The organism is Pedobacter sp. ok626 (assembly GCF_900100435.1).
Taxonomy (GTDB): Bacteria; Bacteroidota; Bacteroidia; order Sphingobacteriales; family Sphingobacteriaceae; genus Pedobacter.
In genome coordinates this window covers 75,165-101,948 of the sequence record NZ_FNEX01000008.1, presented here as the reverse complement: position 1 = coordinate 101,948, position 26,784 = coordinate 75,165, and the positions used below count along the sequence as shown (strand labels likewise).

Genomic DNA, 26,784 nt, shown 5'->3' with positions numbered 1-26,784 from the left:
TGATACAATAATATGAATATTTAGCTGACTATATATAAACTAAGAAAAGCTAACTTGATCAAATATTCGAATAATCAAATTATGAGACCAACCATTACAAAACAATTGAAAAAGCAGCTTTTTGGCGCTTGTACCTTTCTGCTAATTTTAATGTTAAGCAATCCTGCGGCCAGCTTTGCGAAGACGATTACTGTTGCTTCGTTAGCTGAATTACAAAAAGCAATTGATAATGCTGCCGCTGGAGATGTAATCTTATTGAACAACGGAGTTTATACTGCTACAGATAACATTGTTGTGAAAAGTAAAGGGACAGCCGCTAAGCCAATTACGATTGCTGCTGAAACAATTGGCGGGGCAGAAATAAATGGAACAGGTGGATTGAGTATTCAAAAACCAGCAACTTATGTGATTATACGTGGGTTTAAGTTTACAAATGCGTCTAATAAAAATGAGATAGCAGCTGGAAGCAGTTTTTGTCAATGGACGAGGAATATTTTTGAAACGGTAGGTGAGGGTAATTATCTATCAATCATTGGAAATGATCATCAGGTTGATTACAATACTTTTCAGAATAAAAATGCTTTAGGAAAGTTTATTGGGGTTAGGGGTGTAGGTAAACAGATTGCCGAGCGCTTGTGGATTCATCATAATTATTTCCATAATTTTTCTAAGCAAACTGGAAATGGTGCAGAGGCTGTACAGTTCGGTTTAAGTGGTTTTAGCCTTTCTTCGAGCAATAGTATTTTTGAGTATAACTTGTTTGAGAACTGTGAAGGGGAAAATGAACTGCTGTCTGTTAAATCCTGTGCAGTAACAATTAGGTACAATACGGTTCGTGATTGCAAGGCGCAAATGACTTTGAGACATGGTAATTTTGATAAAGTGTATGGCAACTATTTCACTAAAACACCTGGACTAAGGGTTTTTGGAGATGATCATATCATTTACAGCAATTATTTCGAGGATTGTGATGTCGCCATTAACATTGGTAATGGTGGTGCCGAAGTGGCTGATGGTGCTCCACTTACTTCTCACGATCGTCCGGATAGGATTTTAATTGCCTTTAACACGCTGGTAAATAATAAAAATAACATCACTTTAAATCCTAGAACACCAGTTGGTCTGGGTGCAACGGATGTTACCATTGCTTATAATTTAATTCAGGGCGGTGGAGATGCTGTTTCCATAAATGGTCCATTTGCCAATGCTAAATGGGAAGGCAATGTTATTTATAAGGTTAAAGGCCCGGGAAGTATTCCTGAAGGCGCTTATAAGATTTTGGATCCTAAATTGGTACGCAATGCAACGGGAACATTCCATCTGCAAGGAGCTAACCCTGCTTTAAATGTTTCAGGTGATTATCCCTTAATTACTGTTGATATGGATGGACAGGCTCGGAAACAGCCGCTACAAGTTGGTGCTGATCAGGTTTCTGCAGCTCCTGTTGTTGCGAGGATTTTGACACCGGAGTTAGTTGGATATAAAGCTAAATAGTATCTTTGCGGCTGAATGAATTTAGCAAGCCAGGTAAAACACTTAATTAAAAAAGAATTGCTACTGGAGTGGCGCTCAAAGTATACCCTAAACGGTGTGCTTTTGTATGTGGTTTCTACCGTATTTGTATGTTTTTTATCCTTCGTAAGTGTTGATAAAATTACCTGGAATGCGCTGTTCTGGATCATTATGCTTTTTGCATCTATAAATGCAGTTTCTAAAAGCTTTTTACAGGAAAGTAAAGGTCGACAGCTTTATATTTATACGATCGCTAGTCCAATAGCCTTGATTATTAGTAAAACGATCTATAATGTTTTGCTGATGACATTGCTTACCCTCATTGCGCTGGGTTTTTATATGCTTGTATTTGACCGTACTCCCGAAGATCTGCCGATGTATATCCTGGCTACCATTTTAGGCAGTTTAAGTTTCTCCACCATTTTTACTATGGTATCTGCGATTGCCTCTAAGGCTGGAAACGGCGGGATGCTGATGGCGATTCTTAGTTTTCCAATTATTATTCCGGTATTGATTGTGCTGATAAAGCTCACAAAAAATGCAATTGACGGGCTAGATCGAAGTGTAAGCTGGGATGAAGTAGGCATACTCCTGGTGATCAATGTCCTCGTTATGGCTGTGTCCTTATTACTTTTTCCTTATTTGTGGAGGGATTAAATGAACGAATATCTTTTCTCTTACGGTACGTTACAAAAAGATAAAGTCCAACTGGAGACCTTTGGTAGATTATTGAAAGGCTCCAAAGATACCCTCATTGGCTACAAGCTTTCGACAATCGTAATCGTGGACCAAGATGTACTTGCTAAAAGCGAACAGGAGATTCATCTTTTGGCAATACCATCTGAAATAGCAACTGATCATATTGATGGCGTTATTTTCGAAATTACACATGAAGAACTGCTGGCGGCAGATGGGTATGAGACTGATGCTTATCAAAGAGTCAAACTACAGTTCGAATCCGGGCGGGAAGCCTGGATTTATATTGCATCCTAATTTTATCTGGATAGTCTCTTGTAATGCGCTTAAAAAAATCACTTTTAAAAGATTTGAAATTTTAGAAATGCTGATTTAAATATGTAATATTGATGTTACTTTCTGATCATAATTAATGTCGCATAAGTTGCCCGAAAATGAAAATGAATTACTTGCCAAAGTTGCAAGTGGGGATACGCATGCCTTCGCCATTATTTATAACACCTATAGAAAACGAGTATATACAATTGCACTTCAGTATCTTCATGCTGAGATGCAAGCTGAAGATGCGGTACAGGAAATTTTCCTGAAGCTATGGCGTTTAGAGGACAATCTAACAAATATAAGGAATCTCGAAGCCTATCTGCTTCAGCTTACCAAGCACAAATGTTTGAATATGATGCGCCGACAGAATTTGGAGAATTTACATATTGAACCCTTGCATGAAGGATTTGAATACGCTGATTCTGATACAGAAGATCAGATTTTATTAAATGATACCAGAAAAATTGTAAATGAGGGTATTGCCATGCTGCCCCCTAAACAAAAACTTGTTTATCAACTTTGCCGCATGCAGGATCTTAAATATGAAAAAGTGGGAGAAAAGCTAAATATATCACCCGAAACCGTGCGCTCTCACCTCAAATTAGCACTCAAATCTTTGCGCGCACATGTCAGCATGCATACAGATTTGACCATTTTATTTATTTTATTCAAAATAATTTAGTTTTTCATTGCCCGCTTTACACATTTCAAGTGTCTCTATTATTAGAGGGCTGTTATTTTGATAACAGAAGGCTAAATAAATATATAGGGAATGAATCAAAATCGAATAAATTATCTGCACGACCGATACATTGCTGGCAAATTAAATGTCGGGGAAAGTGTCGAATGGCAGCAATTCGTCAACGATCCTGATTCTGAGGAACAAATACTTTTGCTGATAGAGGATTCATGGAAAAAGATCCCTGTCGATCTGCTGGATGATCTGGAGCCAGTGCGTTCAGATGAATTGCTGAATAGAATTGTTAAAGCGCCACAGTTGAGGAAGATGCATAGAAAATTGTGGTTAAGAATTTCGGGTGCTGCAGCAATTTTGCTTTTTGCGACTGCTGTAGTGTTTTGGTTTATTTCTACTAAAAAACTTCAACCGGCGGTTGCATTTAAAACAGATATCCATGCCGGAAAAATTGGTGCGACGCTCACTTTGGCAGATGGAAGACAAATTAAGTTGGATAATGCTGAAAATGGTAAGCTTGCTGAAGATGCAGGGCTGAAGATTTCTAAAACTAAGGCGGGAGAGCTGATCTATGAGGTCAAAGATAATCAGCATTCAGCAAATCAAATGAATACATTGGCTACCTCTCGTGGCGAGACTTATCAGGTTCGGTTGCCCGATGGTTCGCAAATTTGGTTAAATGCAGCTTCAAGTTTGACCTACTCAGCAAACCTGAAACAAGCAGGCAAGCGAAAAGTTTATTTGGACGGAGAAGCCTATTTTGAAGTCGCAAAAGATAAATCTGCTCCGTTTATAGTAGAAACCAACAACCAGTCGGTAGAGGTGCTGGGTACACATTTCAATATCAATAGCTATTTAAATGAACGCTCCTCAAATACAACATTGTTGGAAGGAAGTGTGAAGATCTCCACAAAAAGTGGTGTTAATGCAATCCTGAATCCGGGGGAACAAGGCGTAATTACAAGCGGAAAACTAAGTGTTGAAGCGGTTGACAGCCGGTTTTCTATCGCATGGAAAAATAATAAGTTTATGTTCGAGAGTGCATCTATACAGGAGGTAATGCGAATGATAGAGCGCTGGTATAATGTAGAAGTAATTTACGAAGGGGAAATTCCTGAAAATAAATTTGGAGGCTCAGTGTCGCGCTTTGATAACGTTTCAAAAGTGTTGCAGATATTGGCATCCACTAAAAAAGTCAACTTTAGAATCGAGGAAAGGAGGATTTACGTGACAAAATAATTATCCATAATTATCCAAACCCCGTGTATCACAGATCGCAGCCTGTGACACATCCGGAGCCGGAAATATTTGGCTTATGAAATTGAACTAAACAACTAACATGCAAAAACCTAACCGTCTGCAAAACATAAGGTTTCTTGCCCTAAACCAAACAAGTAAATGTATAAAAAATATACGAATAAACTTATCGTGCCCAATAGGCACGTCTCGAAAATACTGCTGATTATGCGATTAACCACCGTAATTTTGATAGCAACCTGTATGCAGGTTAGTGCTGTCGGATTTGCACAAAAGATAAATCTGACCAGATCAAATGTTTCATTAAAAACGGTCATTCGGGAACTGAGGATCCAGAGTGGGTACGATTTTGTGTATACCGACGACCAGCTGGCGAAGGCAAAATCTGTGACCATAGATGCGAACAATATGGCAATTGAAGAGGTGCTCAAACAGATCTTTAAAAATCAACCCTTAACGTATATCCTGGATACTAAAACAGTGATCATCAACGAAAAGAGAAACTCCCTGATAGAAAATATTATCAGCTCCTTTTTAAAATTTGATGTTCGGGGAACAGTGGAAGATGAGAGCGGACAGCCACTACCGGGTGCAAGCGTTCGTGTAAAAGGTACAGATAGATATGTGATGACCGATAAAAACGGGGTATTTAGTCTGGCAGGAGTAGATGAAAACGCTATACTACAAATCTCATACGTGGGCTATAAAATGATGGAGGTAAAAGCAGCCCGCAATATGGGCGTTATCCGCCTGGAACCTTTAACAGCGGGCCTGGATGAAGTTTTGGTTGTAGCTTTCGGTAAAACGACTAAAGAAGCTTTTACCGGCTCGGCTGGTGTTTTAAAATCGGAAGATCTGCAAAAAACGCAGGGCACGAACCCGCTTGGTGCTTTAGCAGGACGTGTGGCCGGGGTGCAGCTGAGCAGTGCTTCTGCGCAACCGGGTAGTTCACCTTCTATTACCATCAGGGGTTTGGGCTCCATTTCGTCGGATACCGAACCATTGATCGTTTTAGACGGTATGCCCTTTGAAGGTGATCTTAACCTGATTAATTCAGCAGACATTGAATCAATGACCGTATTAAAGGATGCAGCATCTAATGCTTTGTATGGTGCCCGTGGTGCAAATGGTGTAATCATGATCACCACCAAAAGAGGGAAAAGTGGTGAAGCACAAATTAATGTTGATGCCAAATTGGGGGCCAATTCTAACGGATTGGAGAACTATAAGGTGATGAATGCTCAGCAGTTCTATGAAACATATTATAAGATGCTGGCTAATTTTTACGTAACTGACAGGGGCGGGGCTATGACGCCAGGCGCTGCGCATACGCTGGCCAACCAGCACCTCAGCAATGCATCTAGCGGTGTGGGACCGGGTTATATGGTTTATACTGTTCCTGCAGGGCAGGAATTTATCCAGAGTGGCGGTAAAATGAATCCAAATGCAACCATGGGTACGCTTTATAGCTACAACAACAATCAATATTGGCTGCAAGCTGATGATTGGGAAAAAGAAGGCTTACAAACGGGCTTACGCCAGGAGTATAACGCCTCCATCTCCGGAGCATCCGATAAAATAAATTACTATACCTCATTGGGCTATCTGGATCAGGAAGGTATCCAGCTTGGATCTGGTCAGGACCGGCTAACTGCACGTCTTAAACTGGATTATCAGGCGAAAAAATGGCTAAAGGTTGGCGGAAATGCGAATTATAGCAAATACAACTATATGCAGACAGAGGAGGGGACCATCGGAACAGGAACCATCTGGAGTACGATAAAGTCGATTGCACCTATTTATCCGGTTTACTATCGTGACGCAAATAAGAACATCATGATCGATAAATGGGGCGAGCAGATGTATGACTTCGCAGACAACTATGATCTGAGTCGTGCCGGAGGTATTGGCGGAAATTCCATTTTCTCGAATAAATATAGAAGCGCAAAAACTACAGGTAATTCATTTACCATGAGTGGTTATGCTGATTTTGACTTAACCAAAGACTTGAAATTGACGGTTAACGGGAATGCCTATGATTATGATCGTAGGTTTACTTATGTCAATAGCCCCTTTGTTGATAATTATACAAACTCATCTGATAACGGCTATTTATCAAAAAGTGCTTCAAGGACCTTTACCTACAACAGTCAGCAATTGCTGAATTATACAAAAGGCTTTGGCAAACATAATGTGAGTGCTTTGTTAGGACATGAATATTACAATTATAGATTTGAATACCTGGATGCTTCAGGGAAGAATTTCGGCATTGATAACACGACTGAGCTTGCTACGGTATTGACTTTGAATGGCAATCCTAATTCCTATGCCAATGAGTATAACAATGAAGGTTATTTTTTTAGGGGAATGTATGATTATGATACCAAATATTTCGCTTCGGTCTCCTATCGCCGCGATGCTTCTTCGCGTTTTGCAACAGAAAACCGTTGGGGTAATTTCTGGTCAGTTGGTGGGGCATGGTTGATTTCAAAAGAAAACTTCTTTAAAGCACCATGGGTTAATTCATTAAAAATCAAAGCATCTGTAGGTTCTCAGGGGAATGACAATATTGGTAATTACCTGTTTGCAGATTCTTACAAAGTGGTGAACAACAACAACGAGGTTGCGTATCAATGGCGCCAAAAGGGATCTAATGACATTACCTGGGAAACCAATACCAATTGGAACTTAGGTACAGAATTCAATTTGTTTAATGGACGACTGAGCGGTAGTGCAGAGTATTTTTACCGCAAAACCAGTGATATGTTGTTTTCATTGAATACGCCACCGTCTGTTGGTTACACCAGCTATTATGTAAACCTGGGCGATATGCAGAATAAAGGCTTTGAACTGGTTTTAAATGCAAACCTGATCAATAAGAAAGCGCTTAAATGGGATGTTAATTTTAACATTTCCCATGTAAAAAATAAAGTGCTGAGTTTGCCTGATGATATCAAGAAAACAAAAGTTGAAGGGAATATCGGTTACGTGAACCTGGATAAGTCTTTTGTATCTAAATATAAATATTTCGTAGCAGAGGGGCTGCCGCTTTATACCTGGTACTTACCAAAATTTGCGGGGCTAGATCAGGAAACTGGTGAATCACTGTTTTACAAGGATACCGTGAAGGATGGAGAGGTAACGGGGCAAACCACTACGAAAGATCCAAGTCAGGCAACAGATTACCTGATCGGTGATGCACTTCCTGATTTTTACGGAGGTTTTGGTACAACGGTTAATTTCCACGGAATAGACCTTTCTGTGAACCTGAACTATCAGATTGGCGGTAAAGCATACGATTATAACTATCAGACTTTAATGCATACCGGTGGAACGACTGCTACAAACTGGCATGTTGACATGTTGAACGCATGGAGTCCCGAGAATAAAAACTCAGCTGTACCACGTCTTTTATTTTCTGAAATTAATTCGCAAAATGCACGTTCAGATCGTTTTATTACCAGTGCGAGCTATTTAAATATTCAGAATATCAATCTGGGTTATACACTGCCTGCTAAGTTGCTTGGAAAATTTAATGTTCAGAGACTGCGGGTTTATATGGCTGTCGAAAATCCATTCTATATATCGGCCCGTCAGGGATTTGATCCCCGCTATTCATTACAAGGATTTACCAATTCCGAAGTTTATTCTCCAATGCGTACATTTTCAGGAGGTCTTTCATTGACATTCTAAATATAATTAAGGAAAACATCATGAAAAAAAATCATATACTTTTCATTGCTACCGCTCTGCTGGGGCTGAGTGGCTGTATTAAAGAAACATTACCTACAGAGTTTGTACTGGATAAACAAATCCAGAATTCTCCTACAGCTTTAAAAGGATTGGTCAATTCTATTTATACCTCGATGGCGGGGTATGAGAATACCGATGGTGGAATCGAAATGATTTCATATAGCAGTATGCGCGGAATGCTGGAGCATGGAACTACGCAACTGGTATGTTCTGGAGCAAACGGCTTTAACACCATGGGTGCCTATGCAAATGGCTCCGTTAGCGCTACGGGATCCAACCGTGGGCTATACCCATCTTATGTGTATTATGCGTATATCAAAAGCGTAAACGATGTCATCAAACTGATCGATGCCAATAACCTGGATGAGGAGAAAAAAGCTTATCTGGGGATTAGCTATGCTTACCGTGCATTGTATTACATGGAATTGGTGCAGATTATGGAATACAAAAAACCTACGGATGCCAGATACGATTATGTACCGTCTGAAAATAATTTGGTAAACTTAGGTGTACCCATTGTTACTGAAAAAACAACATCTGAACAGGCCTCAAATAATCCCAGAGCAACTGTTGATGAGGTGTATAACCTGATTTTAAGCGATCTGAAAGCGGCAGAACTGTATCTGAATGGTTATGTGCGTACAGATAAGGTACAACCCAATCTTTCTGTAGTATATGGACTGTATGCACGCGCATATACCAATCTTGCTTCTCGTGTAAACACTTCGGCTACCTATAAAGATGAGGCTGCTTACTGGCAAAAAGTTGCTGAATATGCAGACAAAGCAATTTCCAGCTCCGGGGCGGCACCCTTGTCAGAGTCAGAGTGGACAGATCCTTCAAACGGTTTTAATAACCGCAATTCTCAGAATTCATGGATGTTGGCCACTTCTATTTCTGCAGGTAATATCAAAGCAGCATCTACAGGATCATTTGTTTTTTCTATGATCTTCGGAACAGAAGCAGATTTTTCAGTTTATGGATGGCGTGTAGGTCGTTCATTAGATCGTAAATGGTATGAGCGACTTTCCGACAAAGACTTTCGTAAGAAGTCCTGGTTAGCTCCAAACTTCTTTTATGAGTCAACCAACCAACAGGCAGGAGCGCCTTATCTGGTTGAAAGAGATTCCAAAGGTGCCCTAATTAACAATAAATGGTTAAATGGTAATAATGATCAGAGCACGCAACAGGAAGACTGGAAAAATGATTACTCAGGTTTTAATGCCGATAAGGAACAATATAAGCTGAACAGCAATCCTTCCTGGATACGTTCGCGCATCAATAAAGGAAACGGCTTTCAATCCTGGCCATGGCTTTATGTAAACATTAAGTTCCGGCCGGCCGGCGGTGATTACAGAACTTTCGAAGTTGGTGGTGCTACAGATTATCCGGCCATGCGTGTAGAGGAGATGCATTTCCTGAAAGCAGAAGCCGCACTGCATACCTCGGGGGTAGCTGCAGCAGCTACTGCATTGGAAAGTATTGTAAAAACACGTAACAGCACCTATACCTGCAGCGCATCTACTAAAGCCGCTTTTCTTGATGAATATGTGTTTCAGAAGGGTGTTGAGTTTTGGGGAGAAGGTATTAACTATTTTGATGCTAAACGTTTGGAAGTAGGTATTCATCGTGCATACCTAGGAAATAATAACGAGCGTTACCAGTATTGTATCAATATGGATGGGGTATTTGCAGGCTGGACTCCAGGTTGGAATCAGGCTGAATTGAATGCAAACCGTGCAATCTTCCATTATAACAATCCATACACCGCACCAGCAACTTATTACACTTACAAATCTAATGACGAATTCAGGCCATTTTATGGTACTAAAATTCAATAGTTTTTACCTTACTGTAAATGGAGAGGGCATCTAAAGATGCCCTCTTTTTTTATACAGCAAACCAGCAGTCCTTTGGTTTTCTATGGAATATTGGAAAGTATTTAGCGATAAGTGATCTTGCATGATGAAGTTTAAACGCTTTATTAAAAAAAATGCTGCCAACTAAGGGGTATGCACTGCTGCATCGTCTTGTATCAAAGGGGCATACTTTCCTAACCGGGAATGCCCCATAAACCAAATGGAGCAAAACCGACTCAAATATTTGCTGGAGCATTATTCCCTTGGGCAATGCGTATCTGCATACTCATTATTATTTGTAAAATAAAGTTTATTTTGGCACTCAAAACCAAGCTTAAATCGAGCACTTTCGTAAGTACTTTCATTTTTTTGCGTTAATTTAAGTTGAAGTTTCTTTATCAATCTATTCAAAACATGTCGTAATACCTAACATGTGGAAACCAGCATATTTAAAGATGGACTACTCTAGTCTTACCGAATTTGGAATCATTATGTTAGGAGCTCTAATCAATTACACTTTTGACTTTCTGAATAATGAAACAATAAGTCCGAAAGCAATGATCACATCTATGATATTCTAAATTTCTCTTCCTAATGCTATCTTAAAAAAGGCTGGAATAAAATAGCTAGAATAGCGAAAATCATTGTTTTATATTTAAATCCCTGTAAATTTGCTTGATAAGCTAGAGATACAAATACAATTAATGCCGTGAAGCTAACAATTTGATAATATTCATATGGCATTTTTAATAAACAAACTAGTAATAATACCGAAAGACCTATTTTAATAATTTTCTCCATTATCTAGATATTGATCTTCCACCAGATCCTAAGCCACCTAAACCTATAATAAACCCTATCCAATAAAATAATCCACTGTTATTGCTGGCGTATAAGTCATAATCCATTCCGAAAATCTTTGCTAAAATTGCAAAGGGAAAGAAAACAAAACCATGCATTATTCCGGAGAAAAAACCCGATTCTGAACTGGTGTATCCCGATGATGCGCAGGAACTAAAGAAGGCTATTACAATAAGTAATATTGTGAAATTTATTATTTTTTGATGTTTCATCGTTAATTTAAATTTATAAGTCGATTTATTACTTCAGTGAACTTACCTGCATGGCTGTATATTTCATCAACCTCTGTAATTTCGTGCTTAACCTCTTTCTTATTCTCATCAAGAATTACCAGGTACTTCTTATTGCCTAAATATAGCCTACAGATTGTTTTACGGTTATTGTCATCTAATAATATGGCGAAGTATGATTGCGCATCCCTATAGGTAATTCTTTTATGATCGATAGATTCACGAAGAATTGATTTTACAATAAAGAAGCCTTCAATCTCTTCATCGGTAGTTACGATGTTGCTCTCGGCCATTACAGGCTCCGCAGTCACCTTACCTTCCGTTTGATTGCTGTTCGCTTCTTCTTTACCTAAAGCTGTCTTTAAACGATCTGTAATAGCGTCATTTAAGACCTGGTTTGAAGAGCGTTTTACCAATTCAGTGAATTGCGTCAATATCTTTTCTGTTAGTTTACCATGGTATACCTGGTTTGCAAAGTGTTTTACGAAAACAGAGGAGGGGTTTCTTAGTTCGGAAGTGATCAGTGCTTTTATTTCATTGGTATATTTAAGATCTGAAGCGGTGTTTGATATGTTCTCTACATCAAAATAAGACTTATGGAACTTTTTAAGCTCTTCAATTTGTGCATCCTTTATCTCAGTGATATTGAATTCAAAGAAAGGCTTTTCGTCCATTTTATTTACATCATTCAGATCGGTGTAGAAACGGTAAATCAGTCCATTGGTTAACAGTCCGAATTTAGCAGAGCAAACATGGAAATATCTAAACAGTTGTGAGTTGTGTGGGTCAAGCTTTTCTAAATGATGTTTGCATTCTACTATGATAATAGGATCGCCATCTTTCATGATCGCATAGTCCACTTTTTCACCTTTTTTAATTCCGATATCAGCAACGAATTCAGGATTCACTTCAAAAGGATTAAATACATCATAGCCCAATATTTGTATAAAAGGCATCACGAGCGCATTTTTGGTAGCTTCCTCTGTTTGAATCTGTGGTGTCATTTTTTCAACACGCGCTGCTAGTTGAGCAATTTGATCTTTAAAGTCCATACGTTTTGGTTTAAATGGTTGGTAGTGGTAGCGTTATTACTGGAGTCCTTATATAGGATTCGAAAAGATTTTCATGATTGAGTAGCGTTTTATTTATCTGGTTATCTCAAAGTTTAAAATTTAAATCCATAATAACAATAGTTAATTTAAAATACTGATAATAAACTCATTTAGATGGTTTCGTTCATGAAATGTTTGTTTAGAGGATTTCTTTATCAATGGTAGCTTTAGATTTTCTGAATAATGAAACAATAAGTCCAAAAGCAACGACCACATCTATGATATTCCAAATTTCTCTTCCTAATGCAATCTTAAAGAAGGGCTGGAATAAAATAGCCAGGATAGTGAAAATGATTGTTTCGTATTTAAACCCTTGTAAATTTGCTTGATAAGCTAAGTATGCAAATCCAATTAATGCCACTAACCTTACAAACTGATAGTATCCATACGGCATTTTTAATAAACAAAGTAGTAACAATACTGAAAGTCCTATTTTAATAATTTTTTCCATTATTTTTTATATTTCATGATCTCGTTTAGGTTTGGTTTAAATGATTGAAATCCCTTTTAGGATGGAGTAGCATTAGGTTACCGTTCAATTTCACATAAAGTTTTTTCGCGCTCCTTTGCGCTAGCGATAGTTGTTGAAATAATTTCGCTTTTACAGTTGTTTAAACCATGACATTTATTACTCAGATGATATTTTTTTGCAAGCTTACTGGTACAGATGTAGGCAGTGGTATTTTTTTCAATATTAGCGTTGCGCATAGATAAGCCTACTCCTCCAATAATGGTGATTAACAAAACGATGATGTCAATTCCATACTTGGTTAACGGTACTCTTTTGGAAGTGTTTCCAAAAATTAGACTTGTAACCTCAGTTATTTCGTTTTCGAGTTTATCTTGTTCCAGCTTTTCTTTTACATCCTCAATTTTTTCTATATCAACGTGGCCCGTAGTAGATGAATAGTCTATCCTATAATCATATGGTCTTGGATTAAAACCTATAAGCCAGGCTAAAATTTCCACATTTCTCTCGTCCCTGACATCTGTTTCACCTGAAATAAAATTGTCTAATGGCTTGAATTTATCACGCTCAAATTTTCTTATGCAACTAGAATAGTCATTTGACTCATTACAATTATTGAAAAAATCTCTGATAATTTTCTCGTCCTTTTTAAGTGTTCTTGATTGTAAAGCGACAAGACATTCTTCTTTCAACCTTTTGCAGGTCGGACGTGACAAATTCGAAGAAAGTTGATCATTATCTTTCTTTTTATGGTAATCTGAAATCACCGCTTTTTTATAATCATCGAGCATTATCCTATGAATTGATAAGTAAATGTAACCGGAATTTTCGGAATCTTTTACGGTTTCCCGGAATTCCGGTGGATTTATCGGAATGATCGGAACCGCATGGTGCTCAGCGCTTTTGGTCGCCATACATTTGTTTTCGAAATCGGTTGGAGCTTCGATTAGCTATTGCGGCTCATGTACAGACAGATTTTAAACGAGAGGAAATTGCGGTAGGTAATGACCGGTTTGGGAAGCAGTTATTGCTGCCCGCAATGGAATCTCAATTCTTCCCAAAAATTTCAGAAGCGCTTCTGGAATGCCAATGTAGCAACCTCCGCGATAGGATTCGCGGAGGCCTACCAAGTATTTCAATTCTAAAATTTTTGAATCATGTATAGTATTATTTTCTATCTTTTAATGGGATTTATTTGTCCTTCGCATTCAACTACGCCATCAACTAATAACGATCAGGTTGTAACCACTAATGATATACCAGATTCGCCTGATGGTCCAGGCGGTGAAATGGGCAACAACCCACCCAGGTAATAATAAAGAATACGGGCATTTTTTGCCCGTATTTTTTTTACTTTAGGGAAATAATAAAAATCTTGAAAAGATATACAACGCCTCTTCTTTTATTTCTTTTATATTCTTGTCATCAGGATCGGATTACAGAGAAGGTTTCTAAGGAAAATCCATATTATGATCGGGCCTGGTATTTTTCTGATCATCATCTTCCAGATAGTAGTTTCCTATACTTTAATAAAGCTAAAGAGAAAGCCTTAAAAGACAACGATAGTGTTAAAGTTGCAAAATCGTTGATCAATATGGCTATCATTAGCGGTGACCGGGGTGATTTTTTTGGAAGTCAGGAAATTTCGCTCTCCGCGATAAAGTATCTGGATCCCAAGGTTGACGCTGAAAGGGAAATCTTGTCTTCCAATTATAACAATCTGGGAAAAATGGCCAGTCGGTTAAAACATGATCAGGAGTCTGCTGAGTTTCTGCTCAAGGCAATTGAGTTCTCGAATAAAGAAGCTTCCAGGAATATTTATCTAAATAATCTGGCTGCTAATTTAACTGACCAGCATAAGTACGATGAAGCACTTCAATATTTTAACAAGCTGATCGCAACCAAAAGTATACAAGATGATCCGATCACATTTTCGAGGATATTATCCAATATTTCAAAAACGAAATGGTTGCAAAACCCTCTATATAATCCGGTTCCCGATTTTTTAAAAGCTTTGCACATTCGCCAGAAAGAAAATGACCTATTTGGGCTGAACGCAAGTTTAGCTCACCTTACCGATTTTTATATGGCTAAAAAGCCAGATTCTGCAATTGTTTATGCACATAGGATGTATCTTTTGGCACAGCAGATAAAAAGCGCGGACGATCAGTTGTATGCGCTGGAAAGACTGATTAAACTAAGCCCGCATCAGCAATCAAAACAATATTTTGAAACGTACAAAAAATTACAAGATAGTCTAGAAACTGACCGCAATGCTGCTAAGAACCAGTTTGCTGTGATCCGGTATGAAACGGAGAAGAGTAAAGCGGATAACCTCAATTTGCAGAAGGACAATGTGGAAAAGAAGTATCAAATTACTAAACAGAAATTTTTACTGGCTGGGACGTTTGTGCTGATTGTAGCCAGCGTTGTTATTTTTGCGCTCTGGTATAAGAAAAGAAAGCAAAAGTTAGCTTTGGAGTCTAAAGCTGCCATTCGCGAGAATCAACTGAAAATTCATAAAAAGGTACATGATGTTGTTGCAAACGGGTTGTACAGGATGATGTCTGAAATTGAAAATCGGGAAGAGGTGGATAAAGAAAGTATTTTGGATGACATAGAAGTGCTTTATGAGAAGTCGCGTGACATTACCTATGAAGAGCACCCTGTTGCTGAGCATAATTTCCAGGAAAAAATTAATAGTTTAATGGCTTCATTTGGTGCCAACGACAGGAGAATCTCTTTTGTAGGCAATGATGACGCATTGTGGAACCAGGTGAGTCCAAAAGCAAAACATGAAATAGAGTATATCCTGCAGGAACTGATGGTGAATATGAAAAAGCATAGCGGCGCAAATAATGTGGTCGTTAGGTTTGAGCGAAGTGGGAACCAGGTAAATATTTATTATATGGATGATGGGGTAGGGATCAAAGGGAAGCCAAATTTTAAAAATGGGCTGACTAATACGGGAAACCGTATCTGCAGTATTGGTGGGGCAATTACTTTTGATACAGAAAAAGATAGGGGATTGAGTATTCACATTTCCTTTACAACTACCTAAAGATATATGATGTTCGAACGCGTATTAATTGCAGAGGATCAGGAAAGCACCAGTATTTCTGTCCGCAAAACTATAGAGGACCTGAAAATTGTAGCTTCGGATTATGTGTTTTACTGCGACGATGCTTTTGCCCGAATCCAAAAGGCAATCAAAACAGGTCAGCCTTTTGATCTGCTGATCACCGATCTTTCATTTGAGGAAGATCATCATGTTCAGAAAATTGTTGACGGAGCAGCGCTGATTAAGGCGGCTAAAGATGAGCAACCCGGGCTTAAAGTATTAGTATTTTCGGCAGAGGGGAAGTCTGCCGTGATTGACGTGCTGATTAAAGACCTGGGAATTGACGGCTATGTGCGTAAAGCCCGGCATGATGCGAAGGAGCTCAAATTGGCCCTTGAAGCGATTGCCGAAGGAAAGAAGTATTTTCCTGCTCAAATGAAGGTGCTCATGAAAGAAAGAAACACCTATGATTTTACAAGCTACGATACCACTATTATTGCTTTGCTTGCTGGTGGTGTAAAGCAAAAAGAGATCCCTAAACATCTGGACGACCAGAATATCAAGCCTTCTGGTTTGAGCAGCATTGAAAAACGCCTCAATCTGATTAGAGAGGTGATGAGTTTTTCGACCAATGAACAGCTGATTGCCTATTGTAAAGATTTCAAAATTATCTGATACTTTAATTTCTCGCTTTACGGTTTCCCGTAAGGAAAGCTTTGTTTGCATACCTACTTTCGAATCATAATTAGGAACTAAAATTTTAAATTATGAGAAAGTATTACGTAAACAAAAATGCACAACCAAATGGTGATCATGAAGTCCATAATGAAACTTGCCCGCGTTTACCCGAGGTAATTAATAGATTGCATTTGGGAGAGTTTACTTCATGCGCAAGCGCAGTTATAGTGGCAAAAAAAAGCTACTCAAAAGCCGATGGTTGTTATTACTGTTCGCCAACTTGTCATCATAGTTAATTGATTTGGGTTTTATCTGACTCTAAATCTGAAATAGAAAAGACGACCCCTGAATTTTTAGAATCACTTGCGCTCAATATGTATACCGTAAGATCTCTCAGGAGAATCTTAGTGAGGGCCTTCGGGTCCTCAGGTATCACAAACTTATTTGACATGGAAATATTAGATCAAGAACTGGAACAAGAAGTGCTCCACAACAACAGGGATATTTTTGCCCGTATTGTAAAGGAAATAGAAGGGGCAGAATTTGAAATCCTTGTTGCCAGCTCCTGGTTCACGGATGATGAATTATTTGAAATTATTGAGCGGAAATTATCTGCTGGTGTAATTGTACAACTTATCATTGGTGATAATCAGGAAAATAAAAAACTAAACTTTGAAGATTTAGTTACTAAAGGGGCTGTTGTTACAAAGGTTAAGAATATAGGTTATGGAATGATGCATCAGAAATTTTGCATCATCGATAAAAAAACTGCGCTACATGGATCCTATAACTGGTCATTAAATGCCAGGAAGAATAATCATGAAAGTATAATTGTAACCAATCATCCGGGAACTGTAGAGAGCTTAATGAATAACTTCCGGGATATACAGGAAAAAGCGCTATCGCTAAAAGGTGAATCGCTACCTGCTGATGATATAAAGGAGGAGGTTAATGCTGAGCGAAAAATTGAAAGTCATTCTGCTAAAAATCATGCGATTAATGATTTTACAAATGTATTAGATTCAATGATAGCTGCGGAAATCGGCAACTTTGATCGCGTATTGCTACGCCGTCAAGGGTACGACAGATCTAAATTCAATAATGGAGACCATCAGGTATTAATTAAAGCACTTGATACCGTGTATTCTGTTTTTATAAATGACATCGATGTAGTTGAAGATAAAAAGCGCAGGCTCCTGACAAAAATAGATGAGCAGGAGATAAAAAGTATAAATGCATTTGAAGAAAACCTAACCTTACAGTTAAATACTGCTGAGCTAGAGTCAGATCATGAAACGGCAAATGCAAAGGCTAAACTGATTTCTTTAAAATCCGATATTGATAAAAATAAATTAGAAATTGATGGGATAAAAAACATCAAAATAAAATCGGTTGAGGATGCTATTGTCACAATTGGTGAAAAAATAAAAACAGCACAGCGGGAATTTGTGGTCCCCAAATTTAAATGGTTTGAGTTCATCCCTGTTGTAGTTGCTAACATACTTTTGTTTTCTTACATCGTCATGTTCTATTCATCTGCTGCTTATATTTTGCTTTTTAGTGTCGCGGATGCGAAAGAAGCAATGAGAAATGGTGCCAGTGCTTTAGAACCGGAGATATTTAATGCGGATGCTTTGAAGTTGACCCTATCTAAAACAGGTTCGGGCATCTTATTTATTTTTCTTTTTGTTAGTATTCCGGTCTGCTGCTCATTGATTAAATTATTTACGACCAAAAATTGGATAATCATACTAATGTTTGTGATAGGTGTAATCTTTGTTGATGGTGCAATAGCTTACAAAGTTGCGGCTTCCATATATCAAATGAAATACCTTAGTGGAGACGAAACTAAATTATGGGAGTTTACTATGGCTTTCAAAGACCCCAATTTTTATCTGGTATTCTTGCTTGGTGGTTTCGGACTGTTTATGTTAAAATTTGCTTTTGAAAAACTCATTTCCATATTCGCAGAGAGAAATCCGGATGTAGCCAGATTAAAAAATGATTTATTAATCAAACATCTGCAGGAGGATATTCAGGCAGAAGAAATAAAAGTGCAGGGTTTAAGGGTGGAGGTTCAGTCGATTGAGAATTTAAACATTGAGCTTTCGTCCCAGTTTGCAATCACTGAAGCGCTGTTGTCATCTTTACCTTCAAAACTGAATCGCCTGCAAGAAATTAAAAAAACTGATTTAATATCTGGAAAGCAACATATACGGGATGCCGCCGCTATTTATAAAAGCCATGTTCAAAATGATCGCCTGCCGATCTCCGTCGATTCACTAAATGATAGAATCAATATATTTCTTGAAGGCTGGAATGACTATCTACATGAAGAATATGCGATAGTTAAGGCAACTGAGAAATCAAAAAATGCATTTGAGACAGCTGTAACATGGCAAATGGAAAAATTAAAATTAAGTCAAATTGATAAAAGGGTTAAATTATGATTCAGAGATATATTTTAGTTATTCTGTTGCTTTCAGGCAATTTTGCTCAGGCACAACGTCAGCAGGTGACACACTATAATATAATTTTCGCCCCGGACCTTTCTAATCGCTTAAATACTAAGCTTTACCCGAAACCTGTGTCAGATGCAAAGATTGTATCTAGCGTTTTAAGCAAGATATATCCGGATATACTTAGGATAAAAAGGTTAGACCGGCAGATGGATAAATTCTCAGTGGATTTTATAAACAGGGGATTGATAGGCATATATAAAATTAATACTGAGGTTTTGAATATAGATTTCGGACCCTTTCAAGATCGTCAACTTGAGAGGATTGACTATATCATGGGTAGGTCCAAAAGAAAATTGAGCAGTGATGTAACTTTATTTAACGCGGAATACGCCAGAATTAATGCTAAGGCTAGTTTAGCCAATCACGGGGCTGATATATGGACGTATTTTAATTCAGGAATCGATGGCAGCATTGTGAAGCCCGCATTTAAAAGGGGGAACAGTATTCAGGCCTATAGGAATATTCTTATCTTGATGACAGATGGTTATATCGAAGCGGGAATATATGGTAAAGGATATGATTTAAGTAAACAAAAAGTAGATGCCTTTAGAAAGGCTTATTTAAAATCCAGGGCATCTAATCTGGAGCATTTCCTTGGTTTAAATCCCCAATTTAAAATCAATCCTGTTAATAATCAATATCTAAAAAATCTCGAAGTACTTGTACTGGAAATGTATGACAGGTCGCTTTCAAAATCCGGAGCAGCGACTATTCATCCGACTGATATGGAGATTATGAAGGTGATTTGGTCAGACTGGCTACGGGAATCCGGCATTAAACACTTCGAACTTAAATCTATAATGGCCAATCAAACCGAAATTGACCATACTACTATTGGTTTTATTAAACAAACTACAACTCAATAATTTATTATGGGATTACTATACCGAAAATCATTAAAATTGGGGTTGCTGCGTATTAATTTTTCTAGGGGAGGTATCAGCTATTCTGCAGGAGTGAGAGGCGCGCGTATCAATACTGGCCCCAAAGGTACCTATGTTACGATCGGGACTAATGGTATTTATTACAGGCAGAAGATTGGAGGGGTTGTACAAAGTCCGGCATCGCCTATCATCGTGCAGAATCCTGGAATTCATACAATTACATCGGCACCCATTGATCAATTGACCGATGTGGATTCGAAAGATTTTGTAAATGAACTTAACGAAAAGACAGCGAAGATTTCATTGGTCAACTGGTTTGGTATATTTCCGTTGATCGCTTTTGTGTTTATTCTTTCTCAGTATTCACTAAGTAGCAGCGAAATTATTAAGCAGGAGGGTGGTTCAAGAAATATTGCCATTATTGATTCCCATGTCGGCTCGTACATACGTTCACTACCGAACGGTAATTCAAAAATACTTGGCGTTGCCAAAGATGATGAGGAATTTATACTACTGGATGCAACAAACAAAAAGTGGCTTAAAATTCATTTCAATGACACAGTAGGATATGTTGCTAAAAAACTGGCGCGACTTAGTGTTGTTGATATTTCTAAACAGAGCTCATCAGAGATCTATATAAATAACCCCTATTATCTTTGGATACTTGGAGGGGGAGTATGTTTTTTTGTAGTATTAATTCATTTTTTATTAAAGTTGGATAGGAAAAGATGTGAAATGGAACTTCATTATGAAATGGACGACCAGATGGCGGTAATATATAATAGGTTTGTTACACACTTTTCTGATTTTATTTCCACAAAGCGGAAATGGCAGTATTTGCATGGCCAGCAAAATAATGATTGGAAGCGTACCGGCGGTGCAGGAAGGTTGATCAATAGGGTGGCTATTTCTCAGGTTTATGCAAATAATGCACCCAGTAAGTACTTGAAAACAAATGTAAATATACCCCATATCAAGCTCAGGAACACCGAACTTTTCTTTTTGCCAGAACGGTTGCTAGTTAAGCGAGGCGGTAAATTTGCAGCGATTTTTTACAAGAACCTACATATTGAGAGTAGCACAACCCGGTTTATTGAGGATGAAAGCGTACCCGGTGATGCCAGAGTAGTTGATCATACATGGAGATACGTTAACCGGAACGGTGGGCCGGATAGACGGTTTAATAATAACCGGAAGCTTCCCATCTGCTTATATTCACAATATACATTTACTTCCGGAACAGGTATTTATGAAATTATCAGTACTTCAAGGATTGGGGCATTTGATGGGTTTAGTAATTATCTGGCAAAGATTGGTATTCTGCAGTCAAAGATGAATATTGGAAATCAGATTAATTGATCTTCTTTGATCGGGTTTTTAGAGACAGCTACTATCATTATTACTCTTCAAAGCTTGTTAATTATAATAGAAATTGTATTCTTTCGTCCTCTTTTCCAACTCTAGCTTCGGTCAATACGCTGAAACGGTAAGAAAAGCAGTAACCACTATGCTTAAAGCCAAAGAACAAAATGACTACTATGCATATGTCGACAATTTTTATCCAAGCGATATTAAGATGAGAAGAGGTAAAGCAGCATTTATCAAACAACTCCGGTCAATGAAAAAGAAGCAAAAATAATATAGTACTGGAGTATGGGGGCGGGGCTGTGGGAGCACAGTGTTTTCTGAAAGAGGGTGATTGAAATACTTTGAAAATGACATATATATCCTATCTTTAATAGTATGCGCCAACATTACAAATTTCCCCTCTTAGTGTGGTTGACAAGTGTGCTTGTCGGTCCTAAGCTTACGCTGATCCTGTTTAAATTTTCGGCAACGGGTGAATTCAGTGTCTCAACAGGCTATTGGAAATTGTATCTCCCCGCGGTATTGGTAGGAGGCGTTTTATCCGCGCCTTGCTTTTTTGTACTGTGGTTTTGTTATGATGTTTTGTTAAAGCGGAATGAGCCTGTTTGGTTGATAAGATTGGTGCTCTTATTGGTTAGTCTGCTTTGTTGTGTTAGCCTTTTTACACTGATGTCTTTGGCTGGCCTTACAAAATTCTGGTCTGGGGATACTTTTAGTCTAATTGGTGCATATTCCTTACCGCTGTTTGTTGGAGCGTTGTTGTTTAAAGTTGAGGAACAGCAGGTAATAATCTAAATGAGTTACGTTATTCTCTTTATACTTACAGGTCTCTATATGATCTATGGTGTTGGTCAAGTGGTAAGGAACAAGGCTTTGAATCCGATGACTAAATGTGCCTGGATCATTTTTGTGATTGCATTGCCTGTTTTGGGCACTGCAGGGTATTTGAGAACAAATTTTAAGGAAAGGCATGGGAGGTGGTGATACAAGAATTTGATATTGAAGATCCACTGTCAGAGATGAGGACACTGGGGAGTAGGATACTATAGGTTCTAACAAATGACAAGTTTACCAAGCTCGTTCCATTGATAGCCTGTGTCCGGAAAATCTACAGGTTCATTATTGTCTTTTTTCCTATTCCATTTCAAAACTAGTTCACCCCAACCAATAAGATAGGCCAAGAGGTTGTTGATACTCATCAACGAGCTATACGAAACTACTTGGTACGAAAAATGGACAATGGGCAGGATGATACAGTTCAATACAGCGTCCCCTTTTAATAATGCTCGTGGGAGAATACGTAGGTTTATTTTATCCGGCATTGACCATTGGGATTACTTTTGTACCGATCAGTTCTATCGCACTGAGCAGTTGCTGATGGGTCAGGCCGGCATTGTCCATCTGAAAGGTAAACCTATCGATTCCTCCAAGCGACCTACTATGTCTTAATAATTTTTCGGCAACCTCTTCCGGGCCTCCCACTACAAGTACACCTTTAGCACTGATCGCATGATTAAAACTGCCCCGGGTAACAGGAGGCCACCCACGTTGCTTTCCGGCTTCGGTCCAAAGTTTGGCATAGCCAGGATAATATTCTTCTATCGCATCAGCTGTACTTGCCGAAACATAACCTGGGGAATGGAGCCCGACCTTCAGCTGATCTGGTTCAAAGCCGGCATCTGCACCTGCCGAGCGATAGAGATCTACCAAAGGGCGGAATCGTTCGGTGTCGCCACCAATAACAGCAACCATCAGTGGTAGGCCAAGTGCGCCCGCCCTGACAAACGACTCTGGAGTACCGCCAACACCAAGCCAGATCGGCAGGTTCTGTTGTAATGCCCTTGGATACACGGCTAGGTTGTCCAATGGAGGCCTGAACTTTCCTGACCAGGTTACAAATTCCTGATCCCGGATTTTTAGAAGAAGATCCAGCTTCTCCCTAAAAAGGGCATCATAATCCTGTAGGTCAAAGCCAAAAAGGGGATAGGCATCTATTGCTGATCCTCTTCCGACCACCAGCTCCGTACGACCTTTTGAAATAAGGTCTAAAGTTGCAAACGATTGGTACACGCGTACCGGATCGGAGGTGCTAAGTACCGTGACCGCACTGGTGAGTCGTATCCGTTTGGTCATTGCCGCCGCCGCTGCAAGTATTACCGCCGGAGCCGAATCCAGGAATTCTTTTTTATGGTGTTCCCCAATTCCAAAAATATCCAGGCCTGCCTGATCGGCTACCCTGATTCTTTCCAACAACTGCTCCATGGCATCAACACTGCTCAACGCATTGGTGCCGTACATTGCCGAAGCGAAACTGTCAATTCCTATTTCCATGCTGTGTATAAATAATTGTTAAGTGAAGCTACAACAATTTGGTTTGTGCAACTATTAATTCTCTAAGAATGGATAGTCGGTGTATCCTTTTTCGCCACCACCATACATGGTTGCTAGGTCTGGTTGGTTCAATGCTGCATTCAGCTCAAATCTTTTTGGAAGATCGGGATTGGCAACAAATGGCGATCCATAGGATATTATTTTGGCAATACCCTTTTCCAGTTCTGCTTCGCCAGTTTCCCTGGTATACCCTGCATTTGCAATGACAAGGTGCCTGCTTACCTTACCGAAGGTTTCCATAGCGTCCTTAGGATAATGTGGCAGGTGATCCAACGGGAACATTCCATTCATCAAATGAAGATAGGCCAATGGCAACTCATTCAATGCTTCGATCAATGGCTTGAATTGTGCCTCAGGGTCACTGTTTTCGATATTGTTATAGTAGATCGTTGGCGAGATCTTGATTCCCACCTTATCGCTGCCAGCTGCATTGACCAATTCCTGCATCACCTCCAGTACAAAACGGTTTCGGTTTTCTACGCTTCCCCCATATTCGTCAGTTCTCTTGTTTGCACTTTCTGATAAAAATTGGTTAGGTAGGTAACCAAAAGCGGCATGAAGTTCAACGCCATCGAAGCCCGCCGCTACGGCATTTTTCGCTGCTTGACCGTAATCTTTTACAATCTTCTTGATTTCTTCGATAGATAGCTCCTGCGGCGTTTCATAATCTTGCATTCCCTGTGCGGTGTAATGCTGCTGTCCCTGTATGCCGATTGCAGAAGGGGCTACAGGTAGGTTTCCGTTTTTATCAATAGAATGACCAACCCTGCCGGTATGCCAAAGTTGGGCATAAATTACATCCCCGTCATCGTGAACGGACCTAGTTACCTTTTTCCAGGCTTCAATTTGCTCCTGGTTATAGATGCCCGGCGTGTACGGACTGCCGATTGCCTGCTCAGATATATTGATGCCCTCGGTAATGATCAGGCCTGCACTTGCCCGTTGTTTGTAGTACAATACGGTCAGTTCTTGTACGATGCCATCGGCGGTTGCACGGCTGCGTGTCATTGGTGCCATGGCAATGGCATTTTTTAAGGTCTGCTTTCCTAATGTTACTTTTTCTAATAATTTCATGTTTGTATATTTTATGAAAGGTGCTAAACACCAATTAAATTGATTCTATATTATAATTCAAAGCTTAGCTTTAGATCAGGCCACGATCATGACAGTAGTGTCTTACACTTTCCTCTACAGTTGGTAGTTCTCCGAAAAGTTCTTTCTGTCGTTGGGGGTTTTTGCTGATATAGATTCCGGTATCGATCCACTTGATCATTTCATACATGTCTTTTACGCTTTCATTGAACATTGCGATGAGGGGAATGATCGATTTTAAAATAATTGGAGGGATAATAGGCTTAACCTTGATCGGTTTTTTCAAAACGGTGGCAAAGGCTTGTGCCAGGATTTCTGCATTTACAGGCTTATCCCAACCGATATCAATTGGCTTGTTCAGTTCGGAGTCTGGCAGGACAACTGCAGCCATTGCAACATATTTTGCCAGTTCGGAGGTGTAGACCATTCCGAATGTTCCTGTTAGAAAGCTTGGGAATATTCCTTTTTCTATTTTCTTAGGGATATAGTCAGGAACCTGATCAAGGAATGCGCCTGGTCTTAAGGCGATGAAAGGCTGCTGCTTTTCTTCCAGGTATTTTTCTATCAGGTATTTATTGTAAAAATGTGGCACCGACTTGGCCTTGTCGGATTCAAGAATCGATATGACAACAAACCGGGGAATCCCAGCTGCTTTGGTTGCATCCACCAGATTTTGATAACCAACTGTATCTGTGATCGGGCTGTCGCCTTTTTTTCTTTTGGTATACCCAGCGGCACTTGCCACTATGGCATCAAACTCATGTTTGGGTGAAATGGCTTCGGTTAAAGAAGCTTTGTCCATCATGTCGCCCACAACGAAATGTTTCACGCCCATATCAATCAGCTGAGTTCTATCGCTGCTTGCCCTTACCATCGCTGTAACGTCGGCGTTGAGCTTTAGGAGTTCAGCTACGATTTTGTTTCCCAGGTATCCGGTAGCTCCGGCAACCAATATTTTTTTATTAGACATTGCTATATGTTTTAATTGTGATCTTAATCTTCATTTACAGTAAGGATAACCTTGCCATTAACACCTCCGGCAGTTAAAAAGTCCTGAGCCGCAGCAGCTTCTTTGAGTGCGAATACCCTGGATACCACTGGTTTTAATTTTCCAGTTTTTAAGAGTTCGATTCCATTCTTTAAGGTTTCCGAAGTAATGTTTGAGGCTACGAAAGCCGCGGTAACCTTATATTGTTCTGCCAAGGCTTGAGATGGAGGGATAACGATACTCAATAGCTTGCCTCCCGGTTTCAACACCGGAAATAAATTTTGCTGTGTTTCGCCGCCAGCGTTATCTGCCACCAGATCTATGTCCTTTACCAGACTGGTTACCTTCTGCAATTTGTAATCAATAACTTCATCTGCACCAAAGCTTTTTGCCAATTCCACACCTTGACCCGAAGCAGTTGCGATGACGTATGCCCCAGCAGCTTTTGCCATCTGGACCATGGCTCCACCAACTGCGCCAGCTCCACCCTGGATCAATACCCTTTGACCTTTTTCCAGTTTGCCTGCCGTGAATAATACCGATTGGGCTGTGCCAATATTTACAAAAACTGATGCAGCCTCCTCAAAAGTCAATCCTTGTGGTTTCAATAATACCGAGTTTTCGTCTGCGGTTACATACGCTGCATAGGCACTTGTCTTGGTGAGGGCAAGGACTTCATCGCCCACTTTAAATGTTGATACCCCATCTCCAACAGCAACAACTATTCCCGAGGCCTCACCACCGGGGATAAAGGGCATTTCTACAGGGCGGGCTGCCTTCATGAAACCCTTCCTGATCTTTATATCTATTGGATTTATACCTGCCGCCTTAACCTCGATCAAAACATCATTTTTATTTTGGATGGATGGAACTGGTACTTCGACCAGTTCGATGACATCTGAGCTTCCATAATCTTTGTATTGTATAGCTTTCATAATCTTCTAATGATAACAATACAAAGGTATTGGCTGTCTAATGGGTAAAATAACCCAAAAAGACATAAAAATAGTCGTATCCGACAGAAGGGGGGCGGCCA

Annotated in this window: 25 protein-coding genes and 1 pseudogene; 16 read left to right on the top strand and 10 right to left on the bottom strand. The window is 39.4% G+C overall.

The features are described from left to right. Positions 1–81 precede the first annotated feature (81 nt). The 7 genes from BLS35_RS13040 (at position 82) to BLS35_RS13010 (ending at position 10,074) form a co-directional block, all read left to right on the top strand. Positions 82–1,494, top strand: coding sequence for a polysaccharide lyase 6 family protein (locus BLS35_RS13040; protein WP_165973305.1), 1,413 nt, complete (start codon positions 82–84; stop codon positions 1,492–1,494). Positions 1,495–1,509: 15 nt separating this feature from the next. After that, positions 1,510–2,169 (top strand): heme exporter protein CcmB, encoded by a 660-nt coding sequence (locus BLS35_RS13035; RefSeq protein WP_090781651.1) that lies wholly within the window; start codon positions 1,510–1,512, stop codon positions 2,167–2,169. After that, positions 2,170–2,505 (top strand): gamma-glutamylcyclotransferase family protein, encoded by a 336-nt coding sequence (locus BLS35_RS13030; protein ID WP_090781648.1) that lies wholly within the window; start codon positions 2,170–2,172, stop codon positions 2,503–2,505. It begins immediately after the preceding gene. Between the two features lie 115 nt (positions 2,506–2,620). Continuing rightward, positions 2,621–3,211 (top strand): RNA polymerase sigma factor, encoded by a 591-nt coding sequence (locus BLS35_RS13025; RefSeq protein WP_090781646.1) that lies wholly within the window; start codon positions 2,621–2,623, stop codon positions 3,209–3,211. A 90-nt stretch (positions 3,212–3,301) separates the two neighbouring features. Next, positions 3,302–4,462 (top strand): FecR family protein, encoded by a 1,161-nt coding sequence (locus BLS35_RS13020; protein WP_090781644.1) that lies wholly within the window; start codon positions 3,302–3,304, stop codon positions 4,460–4,462. A gap of 159 nt (positions 4,463–4,621) precedes the next feature. After that, positions 4,622–8,173 (top strand): TonB-dependent receptor, encoded by a 3,552-nt coding sequence (locus BLS35_RS13015; protein WP_132225990.1) that lies wholly within the window; start codon positions 4,622–4,624, stop codon positions 8,171–8,173. Positions 8,174–8,193: 20 nt separating this feature from the next. Beyond that, a complete protein-coding gene (locus tag BLS35_RS13010; RefSeq protein WP_090781642.1) occupies positions 8,194–10,074 on the top strand; it encodes a RagB/SusD family nutrient uptake outer membrane protein in 1,881 nt (626 codons plus the stop codon). 615 nt (positions 10,075–10,689) lie between these two features. Here the strand turns inward: BLS35_RS13010 and BLS35_RS28375 are convergent. The 5 genes from BLS35_RS28375 to BLS35_RS12985 all read right to left on the bottom strand — a co-directional run bounded on the left by BLS35_RS28375 (position 10,690) and on the right by BLS35_RS12985 (position 13,678). Then, positions 10,690–10,893 (bottom strand): DUF6804 family protein, encoded by a 204-nt coding sequence (locus tag BLS35_RS28375; RefSeq protein ID WP_371328246.1) that lies wholly within the window; start codon positions 10,891–10,893, stop codon positions 10,690–10,692. Continuing rightward, complete coding sequence (locus BLS35_RS13000; protein ID WP_090781640.1) at positions 10,893–11,165, bottom strand: hypothetical protein; 273 nt, start codon at positions 11,163–11,165, stop codon at positions 10,893–10,895. Before BLS35_RS13000 ends, BLS35_RS28375 begins: the two co-directional genes overlap by 1 nt. 2 nt (positions 11,166–11,167) lie before the next feature. Further along, on the bottom strand, positions 11,168–12,235 hold the full coding sequence (locus BLS35_RS12995) for a type I restriction endonuclease (protein WP_090781638.1): 1,068 nt from the start codon (positions 12,233–12,235) through the stop codon (positions 11,168–11,170). Between the two features lie 199 nt (positions 12,236–12,434). Then, the gene (locus tag BLS35_RS12990; protein WP_090781636.1) at positions 12,435–12,746 is read right to left on the bottom strand and encodes a DUF6804 family protein; all 312 of its coding nucleotides are present in this window, start codon (positions 12,744–12,746) and stop codon (positions 12,435–12,437) included. 77 nt (positions 12,747–12,823) lie between these two features. Continuing rightward, a complete protein-coding gene (locus tag BLS35_RS12985) occupies positions 12,824–13,678 on the bottom strand; it encodes a hypothetical protein (protein WP_090781634.1) in 855 nt (284 codons plus the stop codon). Positions 13,679–13,921: 243 nt separating this feature from the next. On the opposite strand from BLS35_RS12985, the gene BLS35_RS27810 reads away from it, so the two are divergent. The 8 genes from BLS35_RS27810 to BLS35_RS12935 all read left to right on the top strand — a co-directional run bounded on the left by BLS35_RS27810 (position 13,922) and on the right by BLS35_RS12935 (position 22,261). Further along, entirely contained in the window at positions 13,922–14,077 is a 156-nt protein-coding gene (locus BLS35_RS27810) for a hypothetical protein (RefSeq protein ID WP_165973306.1), read from the top strand. Positions 14,078–14,139: 62 nt separating this feature from the next. Then, the gene (locus tag BLS35_RS12975; protein WP_090781630.1) at positions 14,140–15,825 is read left to right on the top strand and encodes a tetratricopeptide repeat-containing sensor histidine kinase; all 1,686 of its coding nucleotides are present in this window, start codon (positions 14,140–14,142) and stop codon (positions 15,823–15,825) included. Positions 15,826–15,831: 6 nt separating this feature from the next. Beyond that, positions 15,832–16,500 carry a response regulator gene (locus BLS35_RS12970; RefSeq protein ID WP_371328245.1) on the top strand — a complete coding sequence of 223 codons (669 nt, stop codon included), beginning with the start codon at positions 15,832–15,834 and terminating at the stop codon, positions 16,498–16,500. Between the two features lie 452 nt (positions 16,501–16,952). After that, on the top strand, positions 16,953–18,953 hold the full coding sequence (locus BLS35_RS12960) for a phospholipase D-like domain-containing protein (protein ID WP_165973307.1): 2,001 nt from the start codon (positions 16,953–16,955) through the stop codon (positions 18,951–18,953). Then, positions 18,950–19,891: a hypothetical protein gene (locus BLS35_RS12955; protein WP_090781623.1), complete on the top strand. Its 942-nt coding sequence runs from the start codon at positions 18,950–18,952 to the stop codon at positions 19,889–19,891. Before BLS35_RS12960 ends, BLS35_RS12955 begins: the two co-directional genes overlap by 4 nt. A 6-nt stretch (positions 19,892–19,897) precedes the next feature. Next, positions 19,898–21,268, top strand: coding sequence for a DUF4236 domain-containing protein (locus BLS35_RS12950; RefSeq protein WP_090781621.1), 1,371 nt, complete (start codon positions 19,898–19,900; stop codon positions 21,266–21,268). 384 nt (positions 21,269–21,652) lie between these two features. Beyond that, entirely contained in the window at positions 21,653–22,072 is a 420-nt protein-coding gene (locus tag BLS35_RS12940) for a hypothetical protein (protein ID WP_090781617.1), read from the top strand. Continuing rightward, positions 22,073–22,261: a PLDc N-terminal domain-containing protein gene (locus BLS35_RS12935; protein WP_090781611.1), complete on the top strand. Its 189-nt coding sequence runs from the start codon at positions 22,073–22,075 to the stop codon at positions 22,259–22,261. It abuts the gene before it with no gap. 68 nt (positions 22,262–22,329) lie between these two features. Here the strand turns inward: BLS35_RS12935 and BLS35_RS27805 are convergent, their stop codons facing one another. Continuing rightward, on the bottom strand, positions 22,330–22,476 hold the full coding sequence (locus BLS35_RS27805) for a ClbS/DfsB family four-helix bundle protein (RefSeq protein ID WP_207909110.1): 147 nt from the start codon (positions 22,474–22,476) through the stop codon (positions 22,330–22,332). Between BLS35_RS27805 and BLS35_RS27800 the strand changes: the two are divergent. Next, positions 22,463–22,573, top strand: a pseudogene (locus tag BLS35_RS27800) (ClbS/DfsB family four-helix bundle protein); the annotation flags it as partial. The gene BLS35_RS27805 and the pseudogene BLS35_RS27800 overlap by 14 nt on opposite strands. A 15-nt stretch (positions 22,574–22,588) precedes the next feature. On the opposite strand, the gene BLS35_RS12925 reads toward BLS35_RS27800, so the two are convergent. The 4 genes from BLS35_RS12925 to BLS35_RS12910 all read right to left on the bottom strand — a co-directional run bounded on the left by BLS35_RS12925 (position 22,589) and on the right by BLS35_RS12910 (position 26,683). Beyond that, complete coding sequence (locus BLS35_RS12925) at positions 22,589–23,608, bottom strand: Atu2307/SP_0267 family LLM class monooxygenase (RefSeq protein WP_090781609.1); 1,020 nt, start codon at positions 23,606–23,608, stop codon at positions 22,589–22,591. A gap of 54 nt (positions 23,609–23,662) precedes the next feature. Further along, entirely contained in the window at positions 23,663–24,742 is a 1,080-nt protein-coding gene (locus tag BLS35_RS12920; RefSeq protein WP_090781607.1) for an alkene reductase, read from the bottom strand. A 70-nt stretch (positions 24,743–24,812) separates the two neighbouring features. After that, the gene (locus BLS35_RS12915; RefSeq protein ID WP_090781605.1) at positions 24,813–25,730 is read right to left on the bottom strand and encodes an NmrA family NAD(P)-binding protein; all 918 of its coding nucleotides are present in this window, start codon (positions 25,728–25,730) and stop codon (positions 24,813–24,815) included. 23 nt (positions 25,731–25,753) lie between these two features. Beyond that, positions 25,754–26,683 carry an NADP-dependent oxidoreductase gene (locus BLS35_RS12910; protein ID WP_090781603.1) on the bottom strand — a complete coding sequence of 310 codons (930 nt, stop codon included), beginning with the start codon at positions 26,681–26,683 and terminating at the stop codon, positions 25,754–25,756. Positions 26,684–26,784 lie beyond the last annotated feature (101 nt).

Bases quoted from the DNA above. Each gene is read 5' to 3' on its own strand.
- BLS35_RS12985 (WP_090781634.1), bottom strand. From the start codon at position 13,678: ATGGCGACCAAAAGCGCTGAGCACCATGCGGTTCCGATCATTCCGATA.
- BLS35_RS12910 (WP_090781603.1), bottom strand. From the start codon at position 26,683: ATGAAAGCTATACAATACAAAGATTATGGAAGCTCAGATGTCATCGAA.
- BLS35_RS12955 (WP_090781623.1), top strand. From the start codon at position 18,950: ATGATTCAGAGATATATTTTAGTTATTCTGTTGCTTTCAGGCAATTTT.
- BLS35_RS13010 (WP_090781642.1), top strand. From the start codon at position 8,194: ATGAAAAAAAATCATATACTTTTCATTGCTACCGCTCTGCTGGGGCTG.
- BLS35_RS12935 (WP_090781611.1), top strand. From the start codon at position 22,073: ATGAGTTACGTTATTCTCTTTATACTTACAGGTCTCTATATGATCTAT.
- BLS35_RS27810 (WP_165973306.1), top strand. From the start codon at position 13,922: ATGTATAGTATTATTTTCTATCTTTTAATGGGATTTATTTGTCCTTCG.
- BLS35_RS12920 (WP_090781607.1), bottom strand. From the start codon at position 24,742: ATGAAATTATTAGAAAAAGTAACATTAGGAAAGCAGACCTTAAAAAAT.
- BLS35_RS27805 (WP_207909110.1), bottom strand. From the start codon at position 22,476: ATGAGTATCAACAACCTCTTGGCCTATCTTATTGGTTGGGGTGAACTA.
- BLS35_RS12915 (WP_090781605.1), bottom strand. From the start codon at position 25,730: ATGTCTAATAAAAAAATATTGGTTGCCGGAGCTACCGGATACCTGGGA.
- BLS35_RS28375 (WP_371328246.1), bottom strand. From the start codon at position 10,893: ATGGAGAAAATTATTAAAATAGGTCTTTCGGTATTATTACTAGTTTGT.
- BLS35_RS12940 (WP_090781617.1), top strand. From the start codon at position 21,653: ATGCGCCAACATTACAAATTTCCCCTCTTAGTGTGGTTGACAAGTGTG.
- BLS35_RS13020 (WP_090781644.1), top strand. From the start codon at position 3,302: ATGAATCAAAATCGAATAAATTATCTGCACGACCGATACATTGCTGGC.
- BLS35_RS12950 (WP_090781621.1), top strand. From the start codon at position 19,898: ATGGGATTACTATACCGAAAATCATTAAAATTGGGGTTGCTGCGTATT.
- BLS35_RS12970 (WP_371328245.1), top strand. From the start codon at position 15,832: ATGATGTTCGAACGCGTATTAATTGCAGAGGATCAGGAAAGCACCAGT.
- BLS35_RS12990 (WP_090781636.1), bottom strand. From the start codon at position 12,746: ATGGAAAAAATTATTAAAATAGGACTTTCAGTATTGTTACTACTTTGT.
- BLS35_RS12925 (WP_090781609.1), bottom strand. From the start codon at position 23,608: ATGGAAATAGGAATTGACAGTTTCGCTTCGGCAATGTACGGCACCAAT.
- BLS35_RS13025 (WP_090781646.1), top strand. From the start codon at position 2,621: ATGTCGCATAAGTTGCCCGAAAATGAAAATGAATTACTTGCCAAAGTT.
- BLS35_RS13015 (WP_132225990.1), top strand. From the start codon at position 4,622: ATGTATAAAAAATATACGAATAAACTTATCGTGCCCAATAGGCACGTC.
- BLS35_RS13035 (WP_090781651.1), top strand. From the start codon at position 1,510: ATGAATTTAGCAAGCCAGGTAAAACACTTAATTAAAAAAGAATTGCTA.
- BLS35_RS13030 (WP_090781648.1), top strand. From the start codon at position 2,170: ATGAACGAATATCTTTTCTCTTACGGTACGTTACAAAAAGATAAAGTC.
- BLS35_RS12960 (WP_165973307.1), top strand. From the start codon at position 16,953: ATGGAAATATTAGATCAAGAACTGGAACAAGAAGTGCTCCACAACAAC.
- BLS35_RS13040 (WP_165973305.1), top strand. From the start codon at position 82: ATGAGACCAACCATTACAAAACAATTGAAAAAGCAGCTTTTTGGCGCT.
- BLS35_RS13000 (WP_090781640.1), bottom strand. From the start codon at position 11,165: ATGAAACATCAAAAAATAATAAATTTCACAATATTACTTATTGTAATA.
- BLS35_RS12995 (WP_090781638.1), bottom strand. From the start codon at position 12,235: ATGGACTTTAAAGATCAAATTGCTCAACTAGCAGCGCGTGTTGAAAAA.